Annotated in this window: 23 protein-coding genes, 1 riboswitch and 1 other annotated feature; of the genes, 9 read left to right on the forward strand and 14 right to left on the reverse strand. The window is 42.4% G+C overall.

What is annotated here, in order from left to right; genetic code table 11:
* Positions 1-441: 441 nt before the first annotated feature.
* Positions 442-1,158, reverse strand: coding sequence for an acetolactate decarboxylase (budA, locus tag FC26_RS11975; protein WP_057781164.1), 717 nt, complete (start codon positions 1,156-1,158; stop codon positions 442-444).
* Between the two features lie 276 nt (positions 1,159-1,434).
* Here budA and FC26_RS11980 point away from each other — a divergent pair, with 276 nt between their 5' ends.
* Positions 1,435-1,893, forward strand: coding sequence for a MarR family winged helix-turn-helix transcriptional regulator (locus FC26_RS11980; RefSeq protein WP_191978897.1), 459 nt, complete (start codon positions 1,435-1,437; stop codon positions 1,891-1,893).
* Positions 1,894-1,918: 25 nt separating this feature from the next.
* Here FC26_RS11980 and FC26_RS11985 read toward each other — a convergent pair whose 3' ends face one another.
* The gene (locus FC26_RS11985) at positions 1,919-2,662 is read right to left on the reverse strand and encodes a type II CAAX endopeptidase family protein (protein WP_057781167.1); all 744 of its coding nucleotides are present in this window, start codon (positions 2,660-2,662) and stop codon (positions 1,919-1,921) included.
* Positions 2,663-2,664: 2 nt separating this feature from the next.
* Positions 2,665-2,871: a hypothetical protein gene (locus tag FC26_RS11990; protein WP_057781171.1), complete on the reverse strand. Its 207-nt coding sequence runs from the start codon at positions 2,869-2,871 to the stop codon at positions 2,665-2,667.
* A gap of 170 nt (positions 2,872-3,041) precedes the next feature.
* Between FC26_RS11990 and FC26_RS11995 the strand changes: the two genes are divergently transcribed.
* The 3 genes from FC26_RS11995 to FC26_RS12005 are packed head-to-tail and all read left to right on the forward strand — an operon-like array spanning position 3,042 to position 4,862.
* Positions 3,042-3,362: a PadR family transcriptional regulator gene (locus tag FC26_RS11995; RefSeq protein ID WP_057781174.1), complete on the forward strand. Its 321-nt coding sequence runs from the start codon at positions 3,042-3,044 to the stop codon at positions 3,360-3,362.
* The gene (locus FC26_RS12000) at positions 3,349-3,984 is read left to right on the forward strand and encodes a DUF1700 domain-containing protein (protein ID WP_083483856.1); all 636 of its coding nucleotides are present in this window, start codon (positions 3,349-3,351) and stop codon (positions 3,982-3,984) included. The genes FC26_RS11995 and FC26_RS12000 overlap by 14 nt, the downstream gene beginning before the upstream one ends.
* Positions 3,984-4,862, forward strand: coding sequence for a DUF4097 family beta strand repeat-containing protein (locus FC26_RS12005; protein ID WP_083483857.1), 879 nt, complete (start codon positions 3,984-3,986; stop codon positions 4,860-4,862). Before FC26_RS12000 ends, FC26_RS12005 begins: the two co-directional genes overlap by 1 nt.
* Before the next feature lie 54 nt (positions 4,863-4,916).
* Here FC26_RS12005 and FC26_RS12010 read toward each other — a convergent pair whose 3' ends face one another.
* On the reverse strand, positions 4,917-5,510 hold the full coding sequence (locus tag FC26_RS12010) for a hypothetical protein (protein ID WP_057781184.1): 594 nt from the start codon (positions 5,508-5,510) through the stop codon (positions 4,917-4,919).
* A 124-nt stretch (positions 5,511-5,634) separates the two neighbouring features.
* Between FC26_RS12010 and mscL the strand changes: the two genes are divergently transcribed.
* Positions 5,635-6,024: a large-conductance mechanosensitive channel protein MscL gene (gene mscL / locus FC26_RS12015; RefSeq protein ID WP_057781187.1), complete on the forward strand. Its 390-nt coding sequence runs from the start codon at positions 5,635-5,637 to the stop codon at positions 6,022-6,024.
* A gap of 156 nt (positions 6,025-6,180) precedes the next feature.
* Positions 6,181-6,834 carry a deoxynucleoside kinase gene (locus tag FC26_RS12020; protein WP_057781190.1) on the forward strand — a complete coding sequence of 218 codons (654 nt, stop codon included), beginning with the start codon at positions 6,181-6,183 and terminating at the stop codon, positions 6,832-6,834.
* A 35-nt stretch (positions 6,835-6,869) separates the two neighbouring features.
* Here FC26_RS12020 and FC26_RS12025 read toward each other — a convergent pair whose 3' ends face one another.
* From FC26_RS12025 to pepV, 3 genes are all read right to left on the reverse strand, one after another.
* Complete coding sequence (locus FC26_RS12025) at positions 6,870-8,153, reverse strand: glycoside hydrolase family 73 protein (protein WP_162259985.1); 1,284 nt, start codon at positions 8,151-8,153, stop codon at positions 6,870-6,872.
* A 312-nt stretch (positions 8,154-8,465) separates the two neighbouring features.
* Positions 8,466-8,966 carry a universal stress protein gene (locus tag FC26_RS12030; protein ID WP_057781196.1) on the reverse strand — a complete coding sequence of 167 codons (501 nt, stop codon included), beginning with the start codon at positions 8,964-8,966 and terminating at the stop codon, positions 8,466-8,468.
* A 96-nt stretch (positions 8,967-9,062) separates the two neighbouring features.
* On the reverse strand, positions 9,063-10,466 hold the full coding sequence (gene pepV, locus FC26_RS12035) for a dipeptidase PepV (RefSeq protein WP_057781201.1): 1,404 nt from the start codon (positions 10,464-10,466) through the stop codon (positions 9,063-9,065).
* A gap of 138 nt (positions 10,467-10,604) precedes the next feature.
* On the opposite strand from pepV, the gene FC26_RS12040 reads away from it, so the two are divergent.
* Entirely contained in the window at positions 10,605-11,435 is an 831-nt protein-coding gene (locus tag FC26_RS12040; protein ID WP_057781206.1) for an NAD(P)H-hydrate dehydratase, read from the forward strand.
* Positions 11,436-11,483: 48 nt separating this feature from the next.
* On the opposite strand, the gene FC26_RS12045 is transcribed toward FC26_RS12040, so the two are convergent.
* From FC26_RS12045 to leuS, 3 genes are all read right to left on the reverse strand, one after another.
* The gene (locus FC26_RS12045; RefSeq protein ID WP_057781209.1) at positions 11,484-12,194 is read right to left on the reverse strand and encodes a pseudouridine synthase; all 711 of its coding nucleotides are present in this window, start codon (positions 12,192-12,194) and stop codon (positions 11,484-11,486) included.
* Positions 12,195-12,197: 3 nt separating this feature from the next.
* Positions 12,198-13,847 (reverse strand): putative polysaccharide biosynthesis protein, encoded by a 1,650-nt coding sequence (locus FC26_RS12050; protein ID WP_057781212.1) that lies wholly within the window; start codon positions 13,845-13,847, stop codon positions 12,198-12,200.
* Positions 13,848-14,032: 185 nt separating this feature from the next.
* Positions 14,033-16,453, reverse strand: a complete 2,421-nt coding sequence (gene leuS, locus FC26_RS12055; protein ID WP_057781215.1) for a leucine--tRNA ligase — start codon at positions 16,451-16,453, stop codon at positions 14,033-14,035.
* 75 nt (positions 16,454-16,528) lie between these two features.
* Positions 16,529-16,734 (reverse strand) — a binding site (T-box leader).
* Positions 16,735-16,878: 144 nt separating this feature from the next.
* Here leuS and FC26_RS12060 point away from each other — a divergent pair.
* On the forward strand, positions 16,879-17,532 hold the full coding sequence (locus FC26_RS12060) for a phosphatase PAP2 family protein (protein ID WP_057781218.1): 654 nt from the start codon (positions 16,879-16,881) through the stop codon (positions 17,530-17,532).
* Positions 17,533-17,570: 38 nt separating this feature from the next.
* On the opposite strand, the gene metK is transcribed toward FC26_RS12060, so the two are convergent.
* Both metK and FC26_RS12070 read right to left on the reverse strand, forming a co-directional pair.
* Positions 17,571-18,758 carry a methionine adenosyltransferase gene (gene metK, locus FC26_RS12065; RefSeq protein WP_057781222.1) on the reverse strand — a complete coding sequence of 396 codons (1,188 nt, stop codon included), beginning with the start codon at positions 18,756-18,758 and terminating at the stop codon, positions 17,571-17,573.
* Positions 18,756-18,859: riboswitch (SMK box riboswitch) on the reverse strand. Its footprint overlaps the gene before it by 3 nt.
* A gap of 144 nt (positions 18,860-19,003) precedes the next feature.
* Positions 19,004-19,780 carry a (S)-acetoin forming diacetyl reductase gene (locus FC26_RS12070; RefSeq protein ID WP_057781224.1) on the reverse strand — a complete coding sequence of 259 codons (777 nt, stop codon included), beginning with the start codon at positions 19,778-19,780 and terminating at the stop codon, positions 19,004-19,006.
* Between the two features lie 159 nt (positions 19,781-19,939).
* On the opposite strand from FC26_RS12070, the gene FC26_RS12075 reads away from it, so the two are divergent.
* Complete coding sequence (locus tag FC26_RS12075) at positions 19,940-20,668, forward strand: hypothetical protein (protein WP_057781227.1); 729 nt, start codon at positions 19,940-19,942, stop codon at positions 20,666-20,668.
* Positions 20,669-20,673: 5 nt separating this feature from the next.
* Here FC26_RS12075 and FC26_RS12080 read toward each other — a convergent pair whose 3' ends face one another.
* Together FC26_RS12080 and FC26_RS12085 are read right to left on the reverse strand one after the other, a co-directional pair.
* Positions 20,674-21,213 carry a DNA-3-methyladenine glycosylase I gene (locus tag FC26_RS12080; protein WP_057781229.1) on the reverse strand — a complete coding sequence of 180 codons (540 nt, stop codon included), beginning with the start codon at positions 21,211-21,213 and terminating at the stop codon, positions 20,674-20,676.
* A gap of 76 nt (positions 21,214-21,289) precedes the next feature.
* Positions 21,290-22,648: an amino acid permease gene (locus FC26_RS12085; RefSeq protein WP_057781232.1), complete on the reverse strand. Its 1,359-nt coding sequence runs from the start codon at positions 22,646-22,648 to the stop codon at positions 21,290-21,292.
* Positions 22,649-22,880 lie beyond the last annotated feature (232 nt).

A 22,880-nucleotide genomic window follows, 5' to 3' on the forward strand; every position in this document is an offset into this window, starting at 1 on the left:
TGATTCTATCGCACTGAAGTGCGTAATTATAGCCGGTCTGTTATTACGTGCTTACCGTCAAACATCCCCTCGTTCACTTTTCTTTGTGAATTGAGGGGGTGTATTTATTGGTACCCAAAAAGGCCACCAGTCTTTAACACTGGTGACCTTTTACGGAAGAACTGAGCGACTTTGCATCACTAACTGGTACTCTCCCACAAAGTTACTATTGATCATTTCTAGCGCACGCTGGTAACTACATCATCCATTATTTATTCGATATTAAGAGTCACACTTACGCTGCTTCTCGCCTACTCTGATTCAACGTCCAGAAACGGGTCTCGGACAAAGTATCAATCCTCGATGACTGATCTTTTTTCACGGCGTCCAAGAACTTAAATTGTTCTTCCTCGCCTATTATATTAGCACATAATGTAAACGGTTACAACGTTTTTATTCGACTTAATGTTCTGCTTCGTTAATCTCATCGCCAACCTGCTGCAGATTCATTTGGGCATCCCGGAATGGTGTGTTATTAACCGGTAAATGTTGATTCAAGTTTTCCAATACCTGCACACTCACGTCTCCAGATGCTAATTGGAAGTCCAGGATATGTCCCCCAAAATCACGCGCATCATTAATAAAATGCCAATGAATTCCACCAACTGCGGCGCCTAAGAAAAGATATGGCATAAAATAGCCCACAATCGTTCCATGCACCTGATCCTGTTCGAACTCAGGTTGCACTTTAGTGGCAACGGTTAGTTTAGGATATGGTTTTTCTTGCCGTGGCACTACCCGCGTATGCATATGAGAGAACGTTCCAGTAATTTTGATGGCGTAAAAAACATTAAACATATTGTGATCCTTAATCAGCCGTTCTTGCAATTGACGATCGTTCATATTTTCAATGTGTGTTTGCTCCGCATCAACATCGTCATAGTGCACTGATGCAAACGGAATTTTAGTGTCTGGTGTCATTTCAACAACTTCACCAGACTCCCTCACTTGGTACGCCTTACCGTCGACGATCACGAGTTCACCATCAAGACTATCCGCCGTTCCTATCCCGCTATCGCCATGCGTCAATAACTCTGAAAGCGGCATTGTTCCTTCGAATAAGCCCGCCACGAGCATTGCTAATGTGCCATGTTGATATACTGTGGTTAAGTCCTTCACTATCATTATCTCCATTCCCATAAATCAATATTTCTATTATACGCAATGTTCAAACTAAATTTCAAACGCATATTTGCACTTGTGAAATAAATTCAAAATCACAATTGCCGACTTACCAACGATTGCTACTATAATCGCGATCAAGTCTCTGTAAAAAAATAATTCCTGCACATTGTGAAATTCACAAGGTGGCTGCTTCTGCATCTCAATCAATTTGTTTGTTAAACAAACAAATTTAGGTTAGAATTGCAGTATAAGTTGGAGGAGGAAGTACTAATGACCCTAAATTTGAATGAACCTACTAGATTAAATCAACAGATGTGTTTTGCTCTGTATGAGGCTAACAAGAAGTTTAATCGCTTCTACGCCGAAATCCTAGATCCGTTCAACCTCACCTATCCACAATATCTTGTGCTATTAAATCTCTGGGAAGCCAATTGTGAAATCACTATGCGCGACCTCGGACGCCAACTGGCGTTAGACAGTGGCACGCTGACCCCCCTTCTCCGACGCCTTGAACAACGTGGATGGGTGACGCGTCATAAAGATCCTGACGATGAACGTCACGTTTTGGTTGCACTTACCCCAAAGGCCGAACAAAGTCAGGGGATTATTTTAAACAAAGTTAATTCCTATCTCAATCACTTAAACATGAAAAAGTCTGAATATCTTCAACGACTACACGAAATTAATGATATTTCACAACGATTAGATCAAATCCTGAGTGAAATCTAAAAGCGATGGCTGCCGCCACCGCTTTTTAACGCATTAAAATCATAATCATCTGACTAATTGCAATTAAGTTATTCAAACCATGCAACGCAATCGACAGTTTCAACTGTCCCGTCTTCTGATACAAGAAAGCCAGCACCATGCCCATATAAAAATAAATTAAAAAGCTAATAACGGTGGTGCTCATGTGGCCGATTGAAAAGACAAAACCTGATAAAATTAGTTTCGGCCAAAATTGGTTGGGCTTAAAAAACAAATTCGTTAAAACACCACGAAAGATTAATTCCTCTGCGATTGGCGTCAAAAGGACTGTTGACAGACCAAACACGACCATCACCATCATATTATTAGCCATTATTTTTGAGACTTCATTATTGTTGGCCGTTTGTGTCTGGTGATAAAGCATGATGTTCAGGGTTCCTAACACTATCTGCCCCGCATAAATTGCGACATACCCCCAGATTACATAACCAATTGACTTTCCGGTACTCAGCGATCGCTTAACTGTCCGATTATTTTGCTGCCATATTTTTTTAGCCCACAGGATAATACCGACGAAAATGAGGATAAAGCAACCAATTGTCACAATTGCGGTTCCATACAATCGCGGCTGATGTTTTAAAATAACCATTGCTTCCGGTGGTAGCTGAATTAGAATAAATAACAACGCAATCATGCCCATGCGTTTAATCAGACTTAGTAACCATCCTAAAAAGTGTCCGACCGTTGGATGTTGGCGATATAAATCCCAGTCGTCTGTCGGTTGCCCCATTGTTAATCCTCGTCTTCCTTATTTTTATATTTATTTAATTGTACAATCGTCATGATTGCTGTGGTGGCTAACGTCGCCAATACAAAGCCAATAATCCAAATTGCAATCAATGCGCCACCCGTAACAATTTTTGCCATCGTTAGCCATACAATAATGGCAAACGTCAAAATCGGCACCATCAATACAAGGGCAATTAATGATTTATTCATTGTGTTCTCCTTCTTAAATTCTACCTAAGCAGTATACCACAATCGCTAAAATTCAGCGGTTGTGGTTTATTTTTTTAATTTTATTAAATAATTGACATCGTTTGTTTAACTTGGTATATTTACATTGCATCCAATACTATATTGAATATAATATGACAGGGGAAATAATTATGGCAATTTCAATCACAACAGAACTGCTTGATGGATGCGTGCTTGCTCTCCTCACTCACGAAGATTACTACGGATATGCACTCACACAACAGGTTCAGGAATTTACTCCTGTTTCGGAATCGACCATGTATCCTGTTCTTCGCCGGTTGAAAAAGGAAAATTGGGTAATCACTTACGATCAACCCTTTCAAGGACGCAATCGTCGTTACTATCAAATTACCGCTACTGGCCGACAGCGATTACAAGAAATTCAATTAGACTGGCAAAACTACCAGTCCACCATTAATCGTATCTTGGGAGGAACTGATGATGGAAAATAACTCATACATTCATAAATTAACACGTCAATTGTCTCAATTAAGCGACAGCGAACGTGATGATGTCATTGACTTCTACAGTGAATACATCATGGACGCTAACTTAACAACCGAAGACGAAATTGTGCAAAAGCTCGGTACACCAAAACAACTGGCTCGTAAAATCCTTGCTGATTACTCGATTCGCGCCATTGATGCAGAAGACCAGCAAACACCGAACCAAAAATCTGAGCCGCGATCAAAACGTAACATTCGTATGATTTGGCTCGTCATCCTGGCTTTAATGGCCAGTCCAATTGCAATCCCACTATTATTAGCATTAATCGCCGTTCTCTTCGCCTTTATGGTGGCCATTGCAGGTGTCATTATTGGAACCATCGTTGGGGTGATTGCCATTGCGGTTGCTGGAATTGCCTGCATTATTGGTGGTCTGCTGATTTCACCAACCTCTATCGCAACCTGTGTATTCTTCATTGGCATCGGACTGTCAGCCATTGGTATTATGCTGGTCGTCGCACCGTTAGGATACTTGATTATCAAAGTACTTCTTGAAATGGCCGCCAACTTTACTCGGTGGTTATACCAACGATTCAGTAAGCCACGTCAGCAACCAAAGGAGGACTAATGATGACCAAAAAACTATTAATCACCGGTGTCGTTTTAACCATTATTGGTGCAATTGCTGCGTTTGTTGGCTTTTCAATGGGCGCTTCAACCAACTTAGTTTGGCATAACGGTGTAAAAATCGCACGCCAATCAAGTCAAACGTACCACATCAAACATCTTAGCCAAGTGAAACATTTCAATTTTGATACTTCCGGATATAACGTTGAGTTTAAAACTGGCACTACCGCCAGCGTTAAAGTTACAGGCTCTAATCTCGTTAACCCCAAAGTAACTCAAAAAAATGGGACCGTGACAATCGACAGTAAAACCCTAGATGCCCCTGGAATGTGGTTGTCAGGCACTCAAGATGCCCTCATTATTATTACCTTACCAGCTAACACAAAACTTGATTCCCTTAGCGGTACCATTGATGATGGTAACTTAGATACCCAAGCTGGCTTCACACTGCAGACCCTTGATCTTCAGCTTGCCAATGGAAACGCAGATATCCATGGAATGACCATTACCAATTCCGGCCGGCTTTCAGTGAATAATGGCCATCTCAATTTATACGGTGTCACCTTCAATAACGCGACCGTTTCACAGCAGAATGGCAAACTAGATGTTGAAAGCAGCACGTTAACTGGTGGAAACTACTCCGCCAAAAACGGCAATCAAGAATTTGATAACACAACTTTCAACCAGTCGGTAAATATTCATAATCAAAATGGCAAAGTCGAGCTTGAATCACCAACGACGCAAGGCTACCAGCTAACAACCCAAAATGGTCATATAGAACTCTTTGACCATGACGCAACAAATCAGTTAAATCAAAATGAATCAGCCACCAACAAAGTCATCATCTCAACCCAGAATGGTTCAATTGAAATCGACTAATTTTCGCCAAAAAGGATTGAAACTCAGTTAATTTGAGTTTCAATCCTCTTTATTTCACCGAAAAACACGATCTAAAATCGCCTGACACATATGTGCTTGCGATCCTTTAATTCGAATATAGTCAACTTCCGCCCATAAAATTTCATATTCCCACAATGAGCTGAGATCTTCAAATTTGAGATAATGCATGATTAGTTTAATTGGTGTCAGTTCATGAATATACCCTTCAAAGTCATCGCGATCCTTATACTGTCGTGTGCCAATCACGAGGGGTTCCTTCGTCTCGACGCATTCTTGCAAAATGGTGGCCAAAATGCCATCAGTTTTAAAATCCGTTTGCTGCAAATAATCCGTCACATGCCACAGATCATAAAAGCCATTTTGACGGGCCACGTCTTGTTTAATTTGCACCGTCGTTAAATAGTCTGTATCACGGGCTACCCGGTGAATACTACTTAATCGAATGGCGGTGAGCCCATTAATTTTGCCTTCCATATCAATGCCAATCGTCAATACAAAAACGCCATCCATCCCCACGACGTAACCAACAGAAAATGTGCCATCACCATCAAAGTTGTAAATTGTAATTAATTCCTGCTTCTGCTGCGCCAACACCAGTTCTTGCTTAATTTCATCTACGTTTTCCATTACCGCCAGTCCTTATCACTCAATATATTACCTCCCATACTACTATATAAAACGGTCTATGACTAACTTTCATCAATCGGATTATGTTATATTTTAGATAAACAATTTTGGAGGGAATTAATCTATGCTTAAAGAATTCAAAGAATTTATTCTTCGGGGTAACGTAATGGATCTGGCCGTTGGGGTTATTATTGGATCTGCCTTTACGGCCATCGTTAAATCACTGACTGACAACTTGATTAGTCCGTTATTGGGACTGTTTCTTGGCAAAATCGACTTTTCGAACGTGGTCTGGACTATTGGAAGTGCTCAATTTAAAGTTGGCCTTTTCCTCAATTCCATTATCAACTTCCTCATCGTTGCATTTGTGATTTTTCTCATGGTCAAGCTTATTAATCGTTTTTTCCACACGGAAAAGAAGGAAGAAGAACCCGTTGTGCCATCTAATGAGGAAACCTACCTAAAAGAAATTCGTGACCTCCTATCGGAACAATCTCAAGATGATAAAAAATAATAATTTTATATAATGCTTAATTCGATATAAAAATGCGTCACCATAGGGATCGATGCTCCATTTTCTTTTTTAATAACCAATAGTAGTATATAAATTTAATCAGAATTGTAGTAACATGTATGCATTGCGTAAAAATTTGTGTAAAGAGGGGCCACTATGGTGATAATTACAGCAGGAATGATTGGTGTTGGTAAAACAACTTTAACTGGCAAGATTGCCGATCATTTAGGAACTCAAGCCTTTTTCGAGCCAGTCGGTGAAAACCCAGTGCTACCATTGTATTATAAGGATCCCAAGCAGTACGGATTCCTATTACAAATCTACTTCTTAAATAAGCGTTTCTCCATGATCAAAAAAGCACTTTCTGATGATAATAACGTTTTGGATCGTTCAATCTATGAAGACGCCCTATTTACTAAGGAAAACAATGCCGAGGGAAACATCAGCGATACAGAATTGGGTGTTTATTTAACACTGCTTGACAACATGATGAACGATTTGAAACAACTACCTAAGAAAGCACCAGACTTGCTCGTATATGCCGAAACTGACTTCAATACAATTTTGTATCGAATTAAAAAACGTGGCCGTGACTATGAACAATTTGATAATAACCCTGAACTAGAAAGTTATTACTACAAAATGTGGACTGCTTATCGTAAATGGTTTGATGAATACGATGTAAGTCCTAAAATCAAAGTGGATCTCCAAAAGTACGACTTGGAAAACCCACAAAACGTTCAATTAGTGCTCGATCAAATTGATCAAGCTCTGACAGATATTCGTGAACCAAAACTAAAAGCACTTTAATTAATCAACCTCGTCAACTTTGACGGGGTTTTTGATTACAGTTTAAGTCCTTTTTTAAGCAGCAAACATACAATTAAGCCTGCGCTACTAAAACACACCTTTTTAATCGTCGCACTCATCCCCTTTGAAGAGTGGTTCTGCTGGTGGTGTTTCAGCACGGTTGACTTCGAGAAAGGCGCTTGATGATGTGATTTTGGGATGGTCGATGATGGAACTTCCGCATGATCATAACGCGTTAAATCATAGGTTTTAATAATCTGATTTAACTTTTGTCCATACGTAGGATCAGTGGCATACCGCTGTGTCAAAAACGTCGTGGCTTCTTCATAACTATTCGTTTGTGATTTTTTGGCATTTCTAAAAATTGGTTGTTGCATCACTACGGCATAATCCCTTAACGATGCAGCGACGCTTGGATAACTCCGAAAATCTGCCAAAATATGCTTTTGTACGCCCGCGTTAGTGACTTCTTTCGTCCACATTTGGATAGATTGGCCCCTGTAACCACCCTTAATACCAAACAAATTATGGTGTCGGCCACTGAGGTCACTCGTTCCCCACGAGCTTTCAAGAGCCGCCTGAGCAATCATCACCGAGGCATACAAATCATTATTAGCTGCAATTATCTTAGCTGACTGAGCAATATGTTTAATAAATGATTGTTGGCTACCAATTATTGGTAGCTTCTCCGGCAAAATTACCTGTACAACCTTCTCTGTACTGGACGGATCGTTCGATACCCGAGACTTTGGCGTGGTCGACTCTGTTGGCCCAGATTTTCTGGGTTCCGTTTGCTGTCTCTCCCGACTAAACTTGGAACTTGTGGATTGTACCGGCCTTTCAACCGGCCGCTGCACCGGTTGTTGCACTAATTTGGTGGAATTATTTTTAATTTCTGACTTTGTTCTCGAACTCGCTTGTTTCTCCGGAGTCAAAGCTGAAATGACAGGTTGGCGTTCGTATTGCGCTTTGCCGCGCATTAGCGCTTGATAACACACCGATTCATGGGACAAATTGGTCAATGCTTCAGGTAAAGTCATCACTGCCCAGTCAAATGTCTGGCCGAGCGTAAAATAAGCTTGGTAATCCACCCAATCCTGGTTAAAGGTACGTTCAAATACCGTCTGATACTGAACCGATTTCCCACTCATCTGAACTGATGCGAGTTCAGTAATACCGTCTAGTACCGCCTGATCGGCATCTTTTTGCGCTCGTTGCTGTTCTCGGTCCTGTTCATCGGCCGACCAAATAACCTCTTCCTTAATTGGCATGCTTGGTTGACTGGCTAACACTGCTACCGGTTCCCACCACTGACTCATCAGGATTATGCCTAATACAACACTACAAATTCGATATTTCTGCATTGATCTTGTTCACTCCGTTTCTAACTTCCTATTAGTTAAATACGGTACTTAGCTTAATCAACACGAAAATACAGAATACTTTAGATATTTACACCCATGTTTCCGACAGCGACAAACGAAAAGCAGTTGATCTATTGGATGCATATTTAAATAGTCCCAGTTAATTTTTTCGGTATAATGTGGGCCTTTCGTGGGCATGATAAAAAAATGTATAAAAATAAGCCTTGCGATCCCAACGGGCACAAGGCTTTGAAGCAATACACTATTTTAGATTTCTGGGTAGGTGGTTTTTTGTAAATCCACTTCTCGATTATCTTTATCTGTTTTAACAACGATTACGTCACACGGTGCTTCACGAATAACGTATGAAGAAGTTGAGCCAACAATCATGCGACCAATCACATTCAAGCCTGTGGCCCCCACCACAATCAGATCAACGTCATGCGCACGAGGATAGTCTGTACCGAGTTCAAGCTTCGCATTACCAATCTTAACTTCAGTTTCAACATCCTTCACACCAGCATCCACTGCCCGTTGTTTAAATTCATTTAATTTCTTTTTCATCTCTTCAACCGCTGTATCGTACACACTGCGGTCGATAAATCCGTATCCTACGGTGCTGGTATTGGGATAACGTTCCCCATTAATAACACTCAATAGAATTAATTTCGCATTATTCTGGATTGCACTAATAATACCCTTTTCTAATGCCATTTCAGATTGTTTGGAACCATCAACACCGACTAATATATTCTTGTAGCTACTCATAAATAGCACCCCCAATAAAGAATAGGTTCAGAAGTTGAGAAGGAACTTTCTCACATTTATTTTAACAAATTTAACTATTAATGAGTAGTAAAACGTTTACTTTTTGACACTTAATTCATATATCGCCTGCATGTAAATCGCCATCGATAGAACAAGTTGATTAACTGGCTGAAATTCATTCGCTTGATGCATTGTATTCGTTGTGTCGGGGAACAACGCCCCAAACGCTACACCACGTGTCATCATCCGACCATACGTGCCACCGCCAACGACCTCTGGCTGACTATCAACGTCCCCAGTCTGATCGCGATACGCGTTCATCAATGTCTGCACAATTGGATCTTGGGGATCGACGTAATGTGGTTCCATGGCGTCTCCACGAGTAATTGTCAACTGTTGTCCAGTTGTTGCCACTGTCAGTTGCTCAACTAGCGCATCCGCTGACAAGCCCTTTGGATAGCGGAAATTCAAATCAATCATGCCACCAACTTGGGCATCGTACCGCATTATCCCAACATTGACCGTCAATTCACCCATTATTTCATCCACAAAATTCATCTTCAGATTGTGTAGTCGGGTATCCAAATGTAAATCTCGTCCTAAAATGGTCAGAAAATCATGCGCCGCTGCTGCAAAATCAAACTGCATCAAAAATTGTGCCAGATAGGTTCCGGCGTTGTTGCCCTTTTCTGGTTCCATTCCATGGGCTGCCTTACCGATCACCTCAAAGTTGACGTTGTCACCGTCTACATGAGCTGATCCGCTAACCGGTTGTTCAGCAAGATAATCATCAAACGCACTGGCCATTTGGTGGGCTGCAGTTGTATGCACACTTGCCGTTGCCTTACCGGGGACCATGTTAGGCCGTAAACCGGCGTCAAAGCGTGTTAAAGCCACCGTTCCCGTCGCTGTTGCATCGAAGTTAAGCTTCAATGAGACGTTACCCTTTTCACCGTTGATTAGAGGAAAACTCGCATCCGGTGAAAAACCATACGTTGGTGCCGGTTCGACTTCAAAATACCGTTTCATTCCGGTCCAATTACTTTCTTCATCCGTGCCAAAAATCATACGAACTTTTTGATTAAATTTAACACCCATAGATTTAAGCGTTTTCAATGCATAGTAAGCTGCCAACCCGGGGCCTTTATCGTCGGACGTCCCACGACCATAGATATTCCCATCTTTAATGACTGGATCGAATGGATCCGTTTGCCACCCATCACCAGCTGGCATAACGTCCACGTGAGCTAAAATTGCTAAGGTTTCATCGCCCTCGCCACATTCTACATAACCAACCACATTATCGATATTTTTTGTCTTGAAACCATCCTGTTGCGCCATTTCTAAAATTGCGTGCAATGCCTGTGCCGGCTTCGGACCGAGCGGATACTCATCGGTAGCCTGTGTATCATCACGAACACTTGGAATTTTGATCAAGGCCATCAAATCATTCAAGTACTCGTCTTGTTGCTCCTGCGCCTTGGCTTGCCAGTCTATCATTCGAATTCCTCCAGTTAAGATCTTAGGGTTTCATTGTACCATAGTGCCTTTCAAGTTTCATCGAGACATTCTGAATAGCGTGATCAGACAACATGCGCTACAATAACGATATTGATTAATCATTAAGGGATGAAAACTATGCAACTATTAACAGATCAGATTTTAACTCACGTAATCCAACCACGCCCCGCCAACAGCTACAAAGGGACATTCGGCCGCGTACTATTAGTTGGTGGTAATCAAAACTTTGGCGGCGCTATTATTATGGCCACCATGGCTGCAGTTCACGCTGGTGCAGGCCTCGTCACCACCGCCACCGATGCCGTTAATCTTGGCAGTTTACACGCTCAAGTTCCTGAGGCCATGTTCGTCAACTACCATGATAAAGTTCAGCTCAGCAACTTAACTAGTGAGGCCGATACAATTGTCATTGGTCCCGGACTCGGAGATGATTTTCGTAGTCAGGAAGTGCTGGCCACCGTCTTTGCCAATACGCAACCCGACCAGACCGTAGTTATCGACGGTTCCGCCATCACAATGATGGCTCACCAAAAGATCACTCAACCAGCAGGACACCTGATCTACACCCCCCATCAAATGGAGTGGCAACGCCTCAGCGGAATTGAAATTGCAGATCAAACAACCACTAATAATCTAGCCGTGCAACAACAGCTAAAAGCAACTGTCGTTTTGAAAAAACACCACACTGAAATTTATGAACCAACTGGTCAAATCTATCAGCTCCCACTTGGAACGCCCGCCCAAGCAACTGGCGGAATGGGAGATACTTTGGCAGGTATAATTGGTGGGTTTACCGCTCAATTTTCAGATCATCAAGCTGCTGTATTAGCAGCCGTTTATGCACATAGCGCCATTGCAGAAGAACTGGCCGAAACACGCTATGTTGTTTTACCACACCAAATTACCGAAGCGCTACCTGCTTTCATGCAACGCTACGCCAATCAATAGCGCCAAAAAATGCAGATGCCCTACCAACAATGGTAGTCATCTGCATTTTTATTTGCTTAATTGTTCAATTTCTGCTGCGGTTAGGGCACGATAGGCTCCAAGTTCAAGCGTTGAATCCTGTATCCCAGCAAATGATTCCCGATCAAGTTGCGTGACGCGTTGACCAAGGTACCCAATCATTCGCTTAATTTGATGATATTTCCCCTGATGAAGCGTAATCAACACAATTGAGTGATCCGCTTGTTGCTCAACCAATTGGCAGTCATCCGCACACACTTGTGAGCCATCCCGTAATGTAATCCCAGCTTCCAGCTCATCTAACTGCGACGCGGTCAGTTGCCCCGTAGTCGTAACACGATACGTCTTTTGAACATGGTGCCTGGGACTTACTAACTGGTGCGCCAATTGTCCATCATTAGTTAATAGTAACATCCCAGTCGTATCCTTATCCAAACGGCCAACTGGGGAAAGGTCCTTTCGCAAATCAGCCGATGCAATTAAACTCATCACGGTCGCTTGTGTCTCATCATGCGTTGCCGTGATGACCCCTGCTGGTTTGTTAAGCAGCAAATACACAAATGGTGCCTGTACTTGAACCAATTGCCCACTAACCTGAATCGCATTCACGTCAGGATCAATATTAACCTTAAACGATTTGATTGGTTGACCGTCGACCATCACTTGTCGCCGCTTAATTAACTCGTGGATTTCTGAACGACTCCCGTATTGCTGATCATGTAAAAATTTATCAATTCTCATTACTTACCCCTTAATGTGTAGCCGACGACGAAGTCCCGCCACTCGGGCACCCAATAACTTATCCGCTAGATGAGATCTCAGCATTAGGTACACGTAAATTCCGGCACCCAAAGCAACGGCTGGAATGATCACAACAAATGCTGCGAAACGCCCCCCTGGCGCCAAGACCAGATAGGCACCGCTAACAACCGCTTTAGCCACAACAAACGTAATCAGCGAATATACAAGAATCTGATTGGTTGGTTTAGACATCTTTTTAAATGGCAATTGAAACTCAACGTTCAACGAATGAATGATGAGGTAATCGGTAATCGCCATTGAAATACCGGTCGCTAATAACGGTCCCATTGTTTGGAATAACCAGATTGCGGGGAACTGGATCACCATCTTGATGACTAACCCAATTCCAAGATATTTTAACGTCTTCGTGTTTTCAGAAATTCCTTGCATTACCGCAGAAACAACGGTCAATAAGCCCAGTAAAATCCCAATAAAGGCGTTAAAGATTAAAATCGTTGTCCCCGCAGCGCTATACCGGTAAAAAATGGTATAAATCGGCTGTGCAACGGCTGCTAATCCAAGCGACGCCGGCATCATTACAAAGTAAAAGAGCATGAGCACATTTGCGATTTGCTCACGAATACTGCGAACATCATCGCGGGCTCGAGCACCGGACAACAACGGAATTACCGTAGTGGCCAACGCCGATGCTAATGAAATAATGATCATTATGAGCTTGTTAGCGTTAAATGAAAACAGCGCATATAGCGAATTCAATTGGTAACTTGTCAGGTGAACTACCTGCTTCATTGCCGGGAAAAACGTGTATTGATCAATAATTTGAAGAATACTCGTCGCGGCCCCAATAATGATAAACGGAATCGCCTGTTTAATAATGTTCGAGATAAGCGACCACGATGAAATCGAAACTTCATCGTTACTCTGAGCCACCAAGGCATTCATTTCTGCTCGATTCTTCATGTGGTAAAATCCCAGAATCAGGAAACTGCCAATCGCACCAATAAATGCGGCAAACGTGGATTGGGTCACAGCATCTTGCCAGCGCCCATGCATCGGCTTCATGATTAAATACGTTGCCCCCAGCATATAAATCACACGGAATAGCTGTTCAACAAACTGTGAAATAGCTGATGGCGCCATATTTTGATACCCCTGAAAAAAGCCCCTGGTGAGGCTCATGGTCGGGATGATCAGTACTGCTAACGTCAACGATCGAAGGACTGGTACAACATTGGGATCCCCATTCGCCAAAATGCCCGCACCAAAATATAGCACAAGTGCACAGACTAATCCGGTTAAGGCAGATACGTAGATTCCGTGCCGGTATAACCGACGCCCCACCCCATACTCATTCAGTGCGTTATAATGCGCAACCAATTTGGAAATAGCTGATGGTACCCCCGCAGTGGCAGCCATTAAAAACAAGCTGTAGATGTTATAGCCCTTCGCAAATAATGCATTGGCTTGATCACTATTAGATCCTAACCACGTCACCCAAGGAATAATATAAATTGCACCTAAGATTCGTGAAAAGATACTACCGGCAGTCATCCAAGCTGAACCGCTCAGCATTTTACTTTGTGCATCACGCTTACTTCCAACTTTCAGCGCTGATGATTGTTGCTTAGCCATTATTTGCCTACTTTCTAATAATCAGTCCTAATTATTTTAGCCTTTATGCATGGGTGACGCAATTTATTTTTAAAGTTTTATCAGTTTTTAACAATTTACCCGCAAAACCATCATCATTCAGTGCTCACTGCATAATAAAACACGATTAGACGGCAGCCTAATCGTGTTAAATGACGTCCTATTATTTAGTTGGCAACGATGTTGACAATCTTGTTTGGGACAACAATCACCTTACGAATCGTCTTGTCAGTCAAATTAGCCTTAACATGTTCTTCAGCTAATGACTGTGTTTCGATCTCGTCTTTAGAAGCATCCTTAGCAACCTTCAAGTGAGCTTTAACTTTTCCGTTCACTTGAACGGCAATTTCAACTTCATCCTCGACCAACTGGGTTTCATCGTATGTTGGCCATGGTTGATAAGTGATGGTTTCACTTTCGTTGAATTGACTCCATAATTCTTCAGCAACGTGCGGCATAATTGGCGCAACCATCTTCACGAAACCTTCCATATATTCAACTGGTAAATCATCCACCTTGTAGGCTTCGTTGACGAAGACCATCAGTTGTGAAATTCCAGTGTTGAAGTGCATCCGACCAAAGTCTTCTGTCACTTTTTTAACGGTTTGGTTATAAATTTTTGTCAACTTACCGTCATTGATCGTCGTCACCCGATCACGCAGATGATTATTATCATCGATCAATAACCGCCATACCCGTTGGATCCACTTGTAACTACCATGCAATCCCTTTTCGTCCCACGGCACAGAATCCTCTAGTGGGCCCATGAACATTTCGTACAACCGTAACGTATCAGCACCGTATTGGCTAACAATGTCATCTGGGTTAACAACGTTGCCCTTCGATTTAGACATTTTTTCATGATTTTCACCAAGGATCATGCCTTGATTGACTAATTTCTGGAAGGGTTCCTTTGTTGGTACGAGACCAAGGTCAAACAAAACTTTGTGCCAGAAACGGGCATAAAGTAGATGCAAGACTGCGTGTTCTGCCCCACCAACATACAGGTCAACTGGTGACCAATAGTTCAAGGCCTCTTGGCTTGCAAATTCTTGATCATTGTGTGGATCCATGTAACGTAACCAGTACCACGATGATCCGGCCCATTGTGGCATCGTGTTCGTTTCACGCTTTCCTTTGCGTCCATTTTCATCAACAACATTGACCCAGTCATCGATGTTAGCAAGTGGACTTTCACCAGTTCCTGATGGTTCTAGTTGCTTCGTGTCTGGGAGGCGAAGTGGTAATTCATCTTCTGGGACAAGTGTCGTTTCGCCGTCTTCCCAATGAATAACTGGGATGGGTTCACCCCAGTAACGTTGCCGTGAGAAGATCCAGTCACGAAGACGATAATTAACCTTCTTATCACCAGCATGATGATCCTCAAGCCATTCGATCATTGCTTGAATCGCATCTTTTTTATTCATGCCATCCACAAATCCAGAATTGATATGAGCACCGTCACCCGTATAGGCTTCAGTCTCAACGTCGCCACCTTCAATGACCGGAATAATCTTCAAGCCAAACTTCTTGGCGAATTCCCAGTCTCGATCATCATGCGCAGGAACGGCCATGATCGCACCAGTTCCGTATGAGGCAAGAACATAGTCGCCGATCCAGATTGGCAGTTTTTCTCCATTGACTGGATTAATCCCATATGCGCCGGTGAAGACCCCAGTTTTATCTTTGTTGAGATCTGTCCGCTCAAGGTCTGAACGACGAGAGGTCTCTTCTTGGTATGCCTTGACAGCAGCGGCCTGTTCTGGCGTCGTAATCTGGTCTACCAAATCGTGTTCTGGCGCTAATACCATGTATGAAGCACCAAATAGCGTATCTGGGCGAGTCGTAAAGACCTCTACTCGGGCATCATCATGTCCGGCCACCTGGAAGAACACACTGGCACCTTCAGAACGGCCAATCCAATTACGTTGTTGTTCTTTGATACTTTCTGGCCAATCAAGGTCATCCAAATCATCGATCAAACGGTCAGCGTATGCAGTAATTTTAAGAACCCACTGACGCATTGGGACCCGGTATACGGGGTACCCACCACGTTCAGTCTTTCCATCAACCACTTCTTCGTTAGCCACAACTGTACCACCCATAAAGTCAGGCGCCCAGTTTACCATGATTTCGTCTTCGTAGGCCAACCCCTTCTTGTACAGTTGTTCAAAGATCCACTGTGTCCACTTATAGTACTTAGGATCAGTGGTGTTGACTTCGCGATCCCAATCATATGAAAATCCTAACGATTGGATTTGGTTTTTGAAGACACCAATATTTTGGTCCGTAAAACTCTTGGGGTTATGCCCCGTCTTCAAAGCATACTGTTCTGCGGGTAAGCCGAACGCATCCCAACCCATAGGGTGCAAAACGTTAAACCCTTGCATCCGTTTCATACGTGAAACTGCATCGGTAGCAGTATAGCCTTCTGGATGCCCAACGTGCAATCCTTGACCAGATGGATACGGGAACATATCCAATGCATAGTATTTTTGCTTAGACTGATCAATGTCAGCCTTAAATGTCTTGTTCTTCTTCCAATAGCGTTGCCATTTGCGCTCAATTGTATCATGATCGTAAGCCATGAATAATCGTCTCCTCAGGTATTAAGTCTTATTATGTATAATCGTTGAAATAAAAAAAGCCCATAGGAAAAAATCCTACAGGACGAATGACTCCGCGGTACCACCCATGTTCTACAAAATGTAGCTCTTAGTATCCGTAACGCGAATCCACGTTTTTACCTACTCTTGATTTCAGTAAAAAATCTTCGAGGACGAGTTCGAAAAGTAACTGCTCCACGTTTGCAGCGTCACGTGGTCTCTGAAAACAGCACCGCTCTAATAGTCCCTCTCAACGATTAAATATTGAATCAATGTTAACAAAGCCCACCAGAATTTGCAAGTTTATTCCGGTGAGCAACTGCCTTGGTGAAAACAAAAAGTTCTCTCCTTCAGTCGATTTTGATTATGATACAATAGCTCTATCGATCTTTTTGGGAGGAATTTAAATGAACGATACACGACGCCCGAATTTATGGGAATGGGGATTGTTGGGAATCTCACTTGTCTTGTTTGTGACGCTCACCATTGGAATCACGACTCACGCTCAATGGGTGATTAACCTTGATCGACTCATCATCCGTGCCGTACGCTTTCCACAGACACCATGGAAAAATTTAATTGTTTCCTGGTACACCACATTTTTCAATCCAGTTCCTCTAATTATCTTTATTTTGGCTGGAACCTTAATCCTATTCATCGAACACTACTACCGGGCAATGTTCTTCTTTCTCTTCACTCCGGTATTGGGAACCATCCTCAATTCGGTGATTAAAGCGCTGGTCAAGCGTCCCCGGCCCAGTTTTGACCCGCTCATGCACTACGGTGGCTATAGCTTCCCGAGTGGTCACTCCAGCGGCGCGGTGTTAGTACTGGGCTGTGTGATGGTACTCATCAGCAGCTTTATGATCAAACGTCAACGTTGTTATGTCATTAATATCGTGATCTTCATTTTTATTCTCTTAGTAGGCTATTCGCGTATCTATGTCGGCGTTCATTATCCAAGTGATGTCCTCGCAGGATTTTGTTTGGGATATATCGTCGTTTTTGTTGGTCAAACTGTCTTTGGCTACCATCACTCACCACGCCATCACCAATTATAAAAAGGCAACGAACAAAAATGTTCGTTGCCTTTTTATAACTATCCTAATACTGCTTTTAATTCATCAATCTTATCAGTGTGTTCCCATGGTAAATCAATGTCTGTCCGACCAAAATGACCGTAAGCAGCAGTTTGCTTATAGATGGGCCGCTTCAAGTCGAGCATCTCGATGATTCCGGCTGGTCGTAAGTCAAAGATTTTACGGATCGCTTCCGTTAATTTAGCCTCTGACACAGTTCCCGTACCGAAAGTGTCAACTGAAATTGACACCGGTTGGGCGACCCCAATCGCATAGGCCAGTTGAATTTCAACCTTGTGCGCATATCCCGCAGCCACAATATTCTTGGCAATGTAACGTGCAGCATAACTTGCGGAACGATCCACTTTAGTAGCGTCCTTTCCTGAGAAAGCACCACCACCATGATGAGCCGCACCACCATAGGTATCCACGATTACTTTTCGACCAGTCAACCCGGCATCTCCTTGAGGACCGCCGATCACGAAACGACCAGTTGGATTAATCAAATACTTAGTATCGTCATCCAGATACTTAGCTGGAATTTCATGTTTAATAACTTCTTCGATAACGTCTTGTCGAATCTGATCAAGCGTAACATCTGGATCATGTTGCGTACTTAAAACAACCGTATCAACCCGTTGTGGTTGGTTGTTGTCATCATATTCGACGGTCACCTCGGCCTTCGCATCAGGACGTAAGTAGTTAATCGTTCCGTTTTTACGTAGCCAAGCAATACGCCGCATCAATTTATGACTCAATGAAATTGGTAGTGGCATTAATTCTGGTGTTTCATCAATGGCATACCCAAACATCAAGCCTTGGTCGCCGGCGCCGATTTGATCCAGCGGATCTTCGTCTCCCTGGCGACGTTCTAGTGCATCGTCAACCCCCTGAGCAATGTCAGGTGATTGTTCGTCGATTGCGACCATTACGGCACAGGTATCTCCGTCAAAACCAAATTTGGCATCGGTGTATCCAATACTCTTGATGGTTTCACGAACGACATGCTGAATGTCAACATAGGCTTTGGTTGAAATTTCACCAAAGACTAGGACAAGTCCGGTAGTCACTGACGTTTCACAAGCCACACGAGCGTCTGGGTCTTGTGCTAACATGGCATCCAAAATAGCATCACTAATTTGATCTGCAATTTTATCTGGATGGCCTTCTGAAACTGATTCTGATGTAAATAAGTGTCGTTCTGACAAAATAAATTCCCCCATTTGTTTCTGACCGTAACTTACGGCCGTTTTCGGTTACAAGGCTTCTTCACAGGTAGTGAATCCTATCGGGAATACTCATAACTTGAGCTATCTTAGCACAAATCAGATTGTGTGATCAACATAACAATCATGGATTCGTCATTTTTTTAACAAAATACTTAAATTTGATTATTATTTTTGAATACACAAAAAGACTACCTATATAATGGTAGCCTTTTCATTGGTTATTTTTAGCTGAAGACCATTCCGCCATCAATCAATAGTGATTGACCTGTCATATAGTCTGAGTCAGGACCGGCAAGATAAGCCACGCAAGCAGCAACATCTTCTGGTTCTGAAAGGCGACCTAAGGCGATATCCTTAGAGAATTGTTCCATTCCCCATTCGAATGGTTTACCGGCATTGTCAGCAACTTGTTGGGCAATGTCGTTCATCATTGGTGTCTTAACGATTCCTGGGCAATATGCATTAACAGTGATGTTGAATTCTGCCAATTCCTTAGCAGTTGTTTGGGTAACACCACGAATCGCAAACTTAGTAGCACCATAAACTGTCAAGTTCGGGTTCCCAACTTGGCCGGCTTGTGATGACGCGTTAATGATCTTACCACCATGACCAAGTTCTTTGAACTTAGCACTTGCAGCTTGAATTCCCCAGATTACACCACCAAGGTTGATTGCTAAGGTATCATTTAAGATTTCTGGTGTAACTGTGTCAATTGGTGTCGTTGGTGCAACACCGGCATTGTTAACGATGACGTTAAAATCACCAAAGTGCTTTGTTGCTTCATCAACGGCAGCAAAAACTTCTTCACGCTTTGAAACATCAGCAGCAATTGCGAATGCTTCGCCACCATCAGCATTGATTTCCTTAGCAACTCGTTCTACCTTAGCCAAAGTCCGACCAACTAATGCTACTCGGAAGCCATCATTGTGAAGGCGTTTCGCAATTGCTTCGCCAATTCCTTGGCCGGCACCAGTAATTAATGCAACTTTCTTGTCTGTCATTTTAATCATCCTCGTCAAATTTAGTTATTAATTTCACAATTGATTATATCAATTTGCATCAAAAAGTCAATAGTCATGAAAAAAAAGAAACAAAAATCAAATTGACGATTCGCCTGAAATTAATTAACATGGAAGCAAAGATTGATAAAGGAGCATCATATGCTAAAAACAATCGCGTCACAATGGCGTTCCATTAATTGGCGCCAACTCATCCCATCTCTCGTCATTCAGTCCGTTATTTGGTGGTATGTCCCGTTTCAATATGCCGTCCAAATTTCAACGGCCACCTTTGAATATAACCTTGCTTTTATTTTCCTATATGAATTGGCAGTCGCCGCAACATCATTTCTTCTCTTTAGTACAAACTTCACTTCCCGCTTTTCATTGCTAACAATTATTGCAAGTGGCTTCTTGGCCTTTTCGGGAGTCATTCACGGAAAATTTGTCATCATTTTACTGCTTCTTTTGTTACCCGTATTTTTATTTACCGTGCAACTCCGGCCATTACAGTTACAAAACGAATTCGGCCTCTTCATTTATAGCTTATTAGCTGCTCTCACCCTTCCGAGTGCGTTGGCCTTTTTAAGCGTTCATTTTCTGTCCTGGTCCTTCGTTATGACGCTTATTCCACTGATGTTATCGTATCTGCTTTTTTTGACCCCCATCTTTTTAGCCCGGGAGCCCCAAAAAGCGGTTATCGTTGCACTGATTGTCGGGGTGATTTTAATTGTGACACTTTTATTTCGGCATCTTTCATTACCCGCCATTATTGCAATTATCCTCATTGTTTGTGCGTGGTTAGTCATGAATAACTTTCCTAAAATGAGCCAACCCTACCTCAAATACAGTTTTGTTCAAATGTTGGTAGTCCTGTTGATCTACTGGTAATTCACCTACAGACGGGCGTTCACCATACCCGTTGCTTGCATGAACGAATAGACGGTTACCGGTCCAACAAGTTTAAATCCATCCAGCTTCAATCGTTTAGCTGCCGCCTCAGACATTTTAGTCTTGGGTGGCAGTTGTTCGTTGGCCGCCAAGACGACTCGTTGAACTTTGTGATCAACTAAATGCCATAAGTAATGGTCCAAACTACCAAATTCATGCTGAATTCGGCGGACAACCTGCGCATTATGAATGGTTGATTCAATCTTACGACGGTTACGAATGATTGCCGGGTCTTGTAGTAATTGTGTCACATCTTGCGCGGTCATCGCCGCCACTTTCTCAATCTCGAATTGATGAAAGGCTGCTTCAAATGCGTTTCGTTTATTCAACACCGTTTGCCAGCTTAATCCAATTTGATAGGTTTCTAATGATAGCATCTCAAATAACTGCCGATCATCATGACAGATCACTCCCCATTCATGATCGTAATAGTCGCGCATCAACGCTGTCTTTTGAGCCCATTCAGGGCGTTTGATATTCGTCATTTTTTCATCTCCTCCAGTTAATATACGTAAAAAATCGAGCAAATACGACCATTTAGATCGGATTTGCTCGATTTTTTTAATTGATTACTTTTTTCTGTCGTAACCGCAAGCCGTATAACACTACGAACCAGACGATTGAGAGCACTAACGCAATCAAAGTTTCATGTTTCATGCATAAAACAACCGCCACTGCCATTAAGAACAGTAAAATTAGATAATCTCCCACCGGATATAATGGGGTTTTGAAGGTCGATTGCCGGCCTTTTTCTGTCTTTTTGAACTTCATGTGCGCCAAAATAATAATGCTCCAAATAAAAATAAAGCAAACCGTTGCCACACTTGAAACCAATGTGAATACTTGACTGGGAATAAAATAGTTTAACAATACCGAAACAGAAATTAAAATTGTTGATAAAATCAAGGCATTAGCTGGTACATGGTGCTTAGATAACCGACTAATCCGACGAATACGTGGATTCTTGGAACCCATTGTTAATTCTGCAAGCATCCGTCCCGTTGTGTATAAAGAACTATTGCAAGCCGAAGCAGCGGCCGTAATAACCACAAAGTTGATCACACTTGCGGCCCCTTTAATACCAATATCTTTAAACACCATGACAAACGGACTTTGATTTGTCTGTAACTGATTCCATGGATAAATACTCATCACAATGAACAAAGCACCAACGTAGAATAAGATAATTCGCATTGGGATATCGTTGATCGCCTTTGGAATCACCGTCTCCGGATCCTGTGTTTCAGCCGATGTCATCCCGACCATTTCAATTCCCACGAAACTAAAGATTACCATTTGAAAGGAAAGCAAAAATCCTTTAATTCCGGTTGCGAAGAAGCCACCATGGTTGACTAAATTCATAACTGACGCATGCCCAATTGGCGTTTTGAATCGTACCAATAGAAGGACGATTCCAACTAAAATTAAACCAATAATGGCAATAATTTTAATTAACGCAAACCAGAACTCAACTTCACCGAATGCGCCAACCGTGATTAAGTTGACCCCTAACAAAATAATTAAAACAACGAGTCCCGGCAACCATTGCGGGACACTTGGAAACCATAGTTTGATGTAGGTTCCAATCGCCGTCATTTCAGCCATTGCAATGGTAATCCAGCAGATCCAGTAGGTCCAGCCGGTAACAAATGCAATTTTTTCACCTAAATAATCTCGAATCGCTTCAATAAATGAACGATAATGCAAGTTTGAAAGCAACATCTCTCCTAATGCTCTCATCAAGAGGAAGCACGCCAATCCGGCAATCACATACGCCAATAAGATCGAAGGTCCGGCAGAATGAATTGACTGTCCAGAGCCTAAAAAGAGTCCGGTCCCAATCGTGCCACCCAGTGCTATCAGCTGTACATGTCGGTTTTTAAGGTTCCGCGCAAGTTCCGTGGTCCCTTGTTGTGCCATTTGATCACTTCTTCCATTTTTTTCAATTCCCTTTTACCAAAAACAATACATGTAAAAAATTATAGCGCATTTGTTCACCATGTAGCTAGTAATAATCGGATTTTAATCCGATTTTCATAAAAAAAAGGGATTAACTCGTATCATTCATCACTTTAATGGCTAATGAATTAAAATAAATTACCTGAATAATGAGGAAAACTAGCAATTCATCCCCAGATCCTTTATCATATTT

Source organism: Paucilactobacillus vaccinostercus DSM 20634 (genome assembly GCF_001436295.1).
Taxonomy (GTDB): domain Bacteria; phylum Bacillota; class Bacilli; order Lactobacillales; family Lactobacillaceae; genus Paucilactobacillus; species Paucilactobacillus vaccinostercus.

Excerpts from the sequence above, each read along its gene's own strand:
- FC26_RS12005 (WP_083483857.1), top strand. The coding sequence starts at position 3,984 with ATGATGACCAAAAAACTATTAATCACCGGTGTCGTTTTAACCATTATT.
- FC26_RS11985 (WP_057781167.1), bottom strand. The coding sequence starts at position 2,662 with ATGGGGCAACCGACAGACGACTGGGATTTATATCGCCAACATCCAACG.
- FC26_RS12085 (WP_057781232.1), bottom strand. The coding sequence starts at position 22,648 with ATGGCACAACAAGGGACCACGGAACTTGCGCGGAACCTTAAAAACCGA.
- FC26_RS12025 (WP_162259985.1), bottom strand. The coding sequence starts at position 8,153 with ATGAGTCAGTGGTGGGAACCGGTAGCAGTGTTAGCCAGTCAACCAAGC.
- FC26_RS12030 (WP_057781196.1), bottom strand. The coding sequence starts at position 8,966 with ATGAGTAGCTACAAGAATATATTAGTCGGTGTTGATGGTTCCAAACAA.
- FC26_RS12080 (WP_057781229.1), bottom strand. The coding sequence starts at position 21,213 with ATGACGAATATCAAACGCCCTGAATGGGCTCAAAAGACAGCGTTGATG.
- FC26_RS12050 (WP_057781212.1), bottom strand. The coding sequence starts at position 13,847 with ATGGCTAAGCAACAATCATCAGCGCTGAAAGTTGGAAGTAAGCGTGAT.
- FC26_RS12020 (WP_057781190.1), top strand. The coding sequence starts at position 6,181 with ATGGTGATAATTACAGCAGGAATGATTGGTGTTGGTAAAACAACTTTA.
- mscL (WP_057781187.1), top strand. The coding sequence starts at position 5,635 with ATGCTTAAAGAATTCAAAGAATTTATTCTTCGGGGTAACGTAATGGAT.
- FC26_RS12060 (WP_057781218.1), top strand. The coding sequence starts at position 16,879 with ATGAACGATACACGACGCCCGAATTTATGGGAATGGGGATTGTTGGGA.
- FC26_RS12075 (WP_057781227.1), top strand. The coding sequence starts at position 19,940 with ATGCTAAAAACAATCGCGTCACAATGGCGTTCCATTAATTGGCGCCAA.
- FC26_RS11995 (WP_057781174.1), top strand. The coding sequence starts at position 3,042 with ATGGCAATTTCAATCACAACAGAACTGCTTGATGGATGCGTGCTTGCT.
- leuS (WP_057781215.1), bottom strand. The coding sequence starts at position 16,453 with ATGGCTTACGATCATGATACAATTGAGCGCAAATGGCAACGCTATTGG.
- FC26_RS12045 (WP_057781209.1), bottom strand. The coding sequence starts at position 12,194 with ATGAGAATTGATAAATTTTTACATGATCAGCAATACGGGAGTCGTTCA.
- FC26_RS12000 (WP_083483856.1), top strand. The coding sequence starts at position 3,349 with ATGATGGAAAATAACTCATACATTCATAAATTAACACGTCAATTGTCT.
- FC26_RS11980 (WP_191978897.1), top strand. The coding sequence starts at position 1,435 with ATGACCCTAAATTTGAATGAACCTACTAGATTAAATCAACAGATGTGT.
- FC26_RS12010 (WP_057781184.1), bottom strand. The coding sequence starts at position 5,510 with ATGGAAAACGTAGATGAAATTAAGCAAGAACTGGTGTTGGCGCAGCAG.
- FC26_RS11990 (WP_057781171.1), bottom strand. The coding sequence starts at position 2,871 with ATGAATAAATCATTAATTGCCCTTGTATTGATGGTGCCGATTTTGACG.
- FC26_RS12070 (WP_057781224.1), bottom strand. The coding sequence starts at position 19,780 with ATGACAGACAAGAAAGTTGCATTAATTACTGGTGCCGGCCAAGGAATT.
- pepV (WP_057781201.1), bottom strand. The coding sequence starts at position 10,466 with ATGATAGACTGGCAAGCCAAGGCGCAGGAGCAACAAGACGAGTACTTG.
- FC26_RS12040 (WP_057781206.1), top strand. The coding sequence starts at position 10,605 with ATGCAACTATTAACAGATCAGATTTTAACTCACGTAATCCAACCACGC.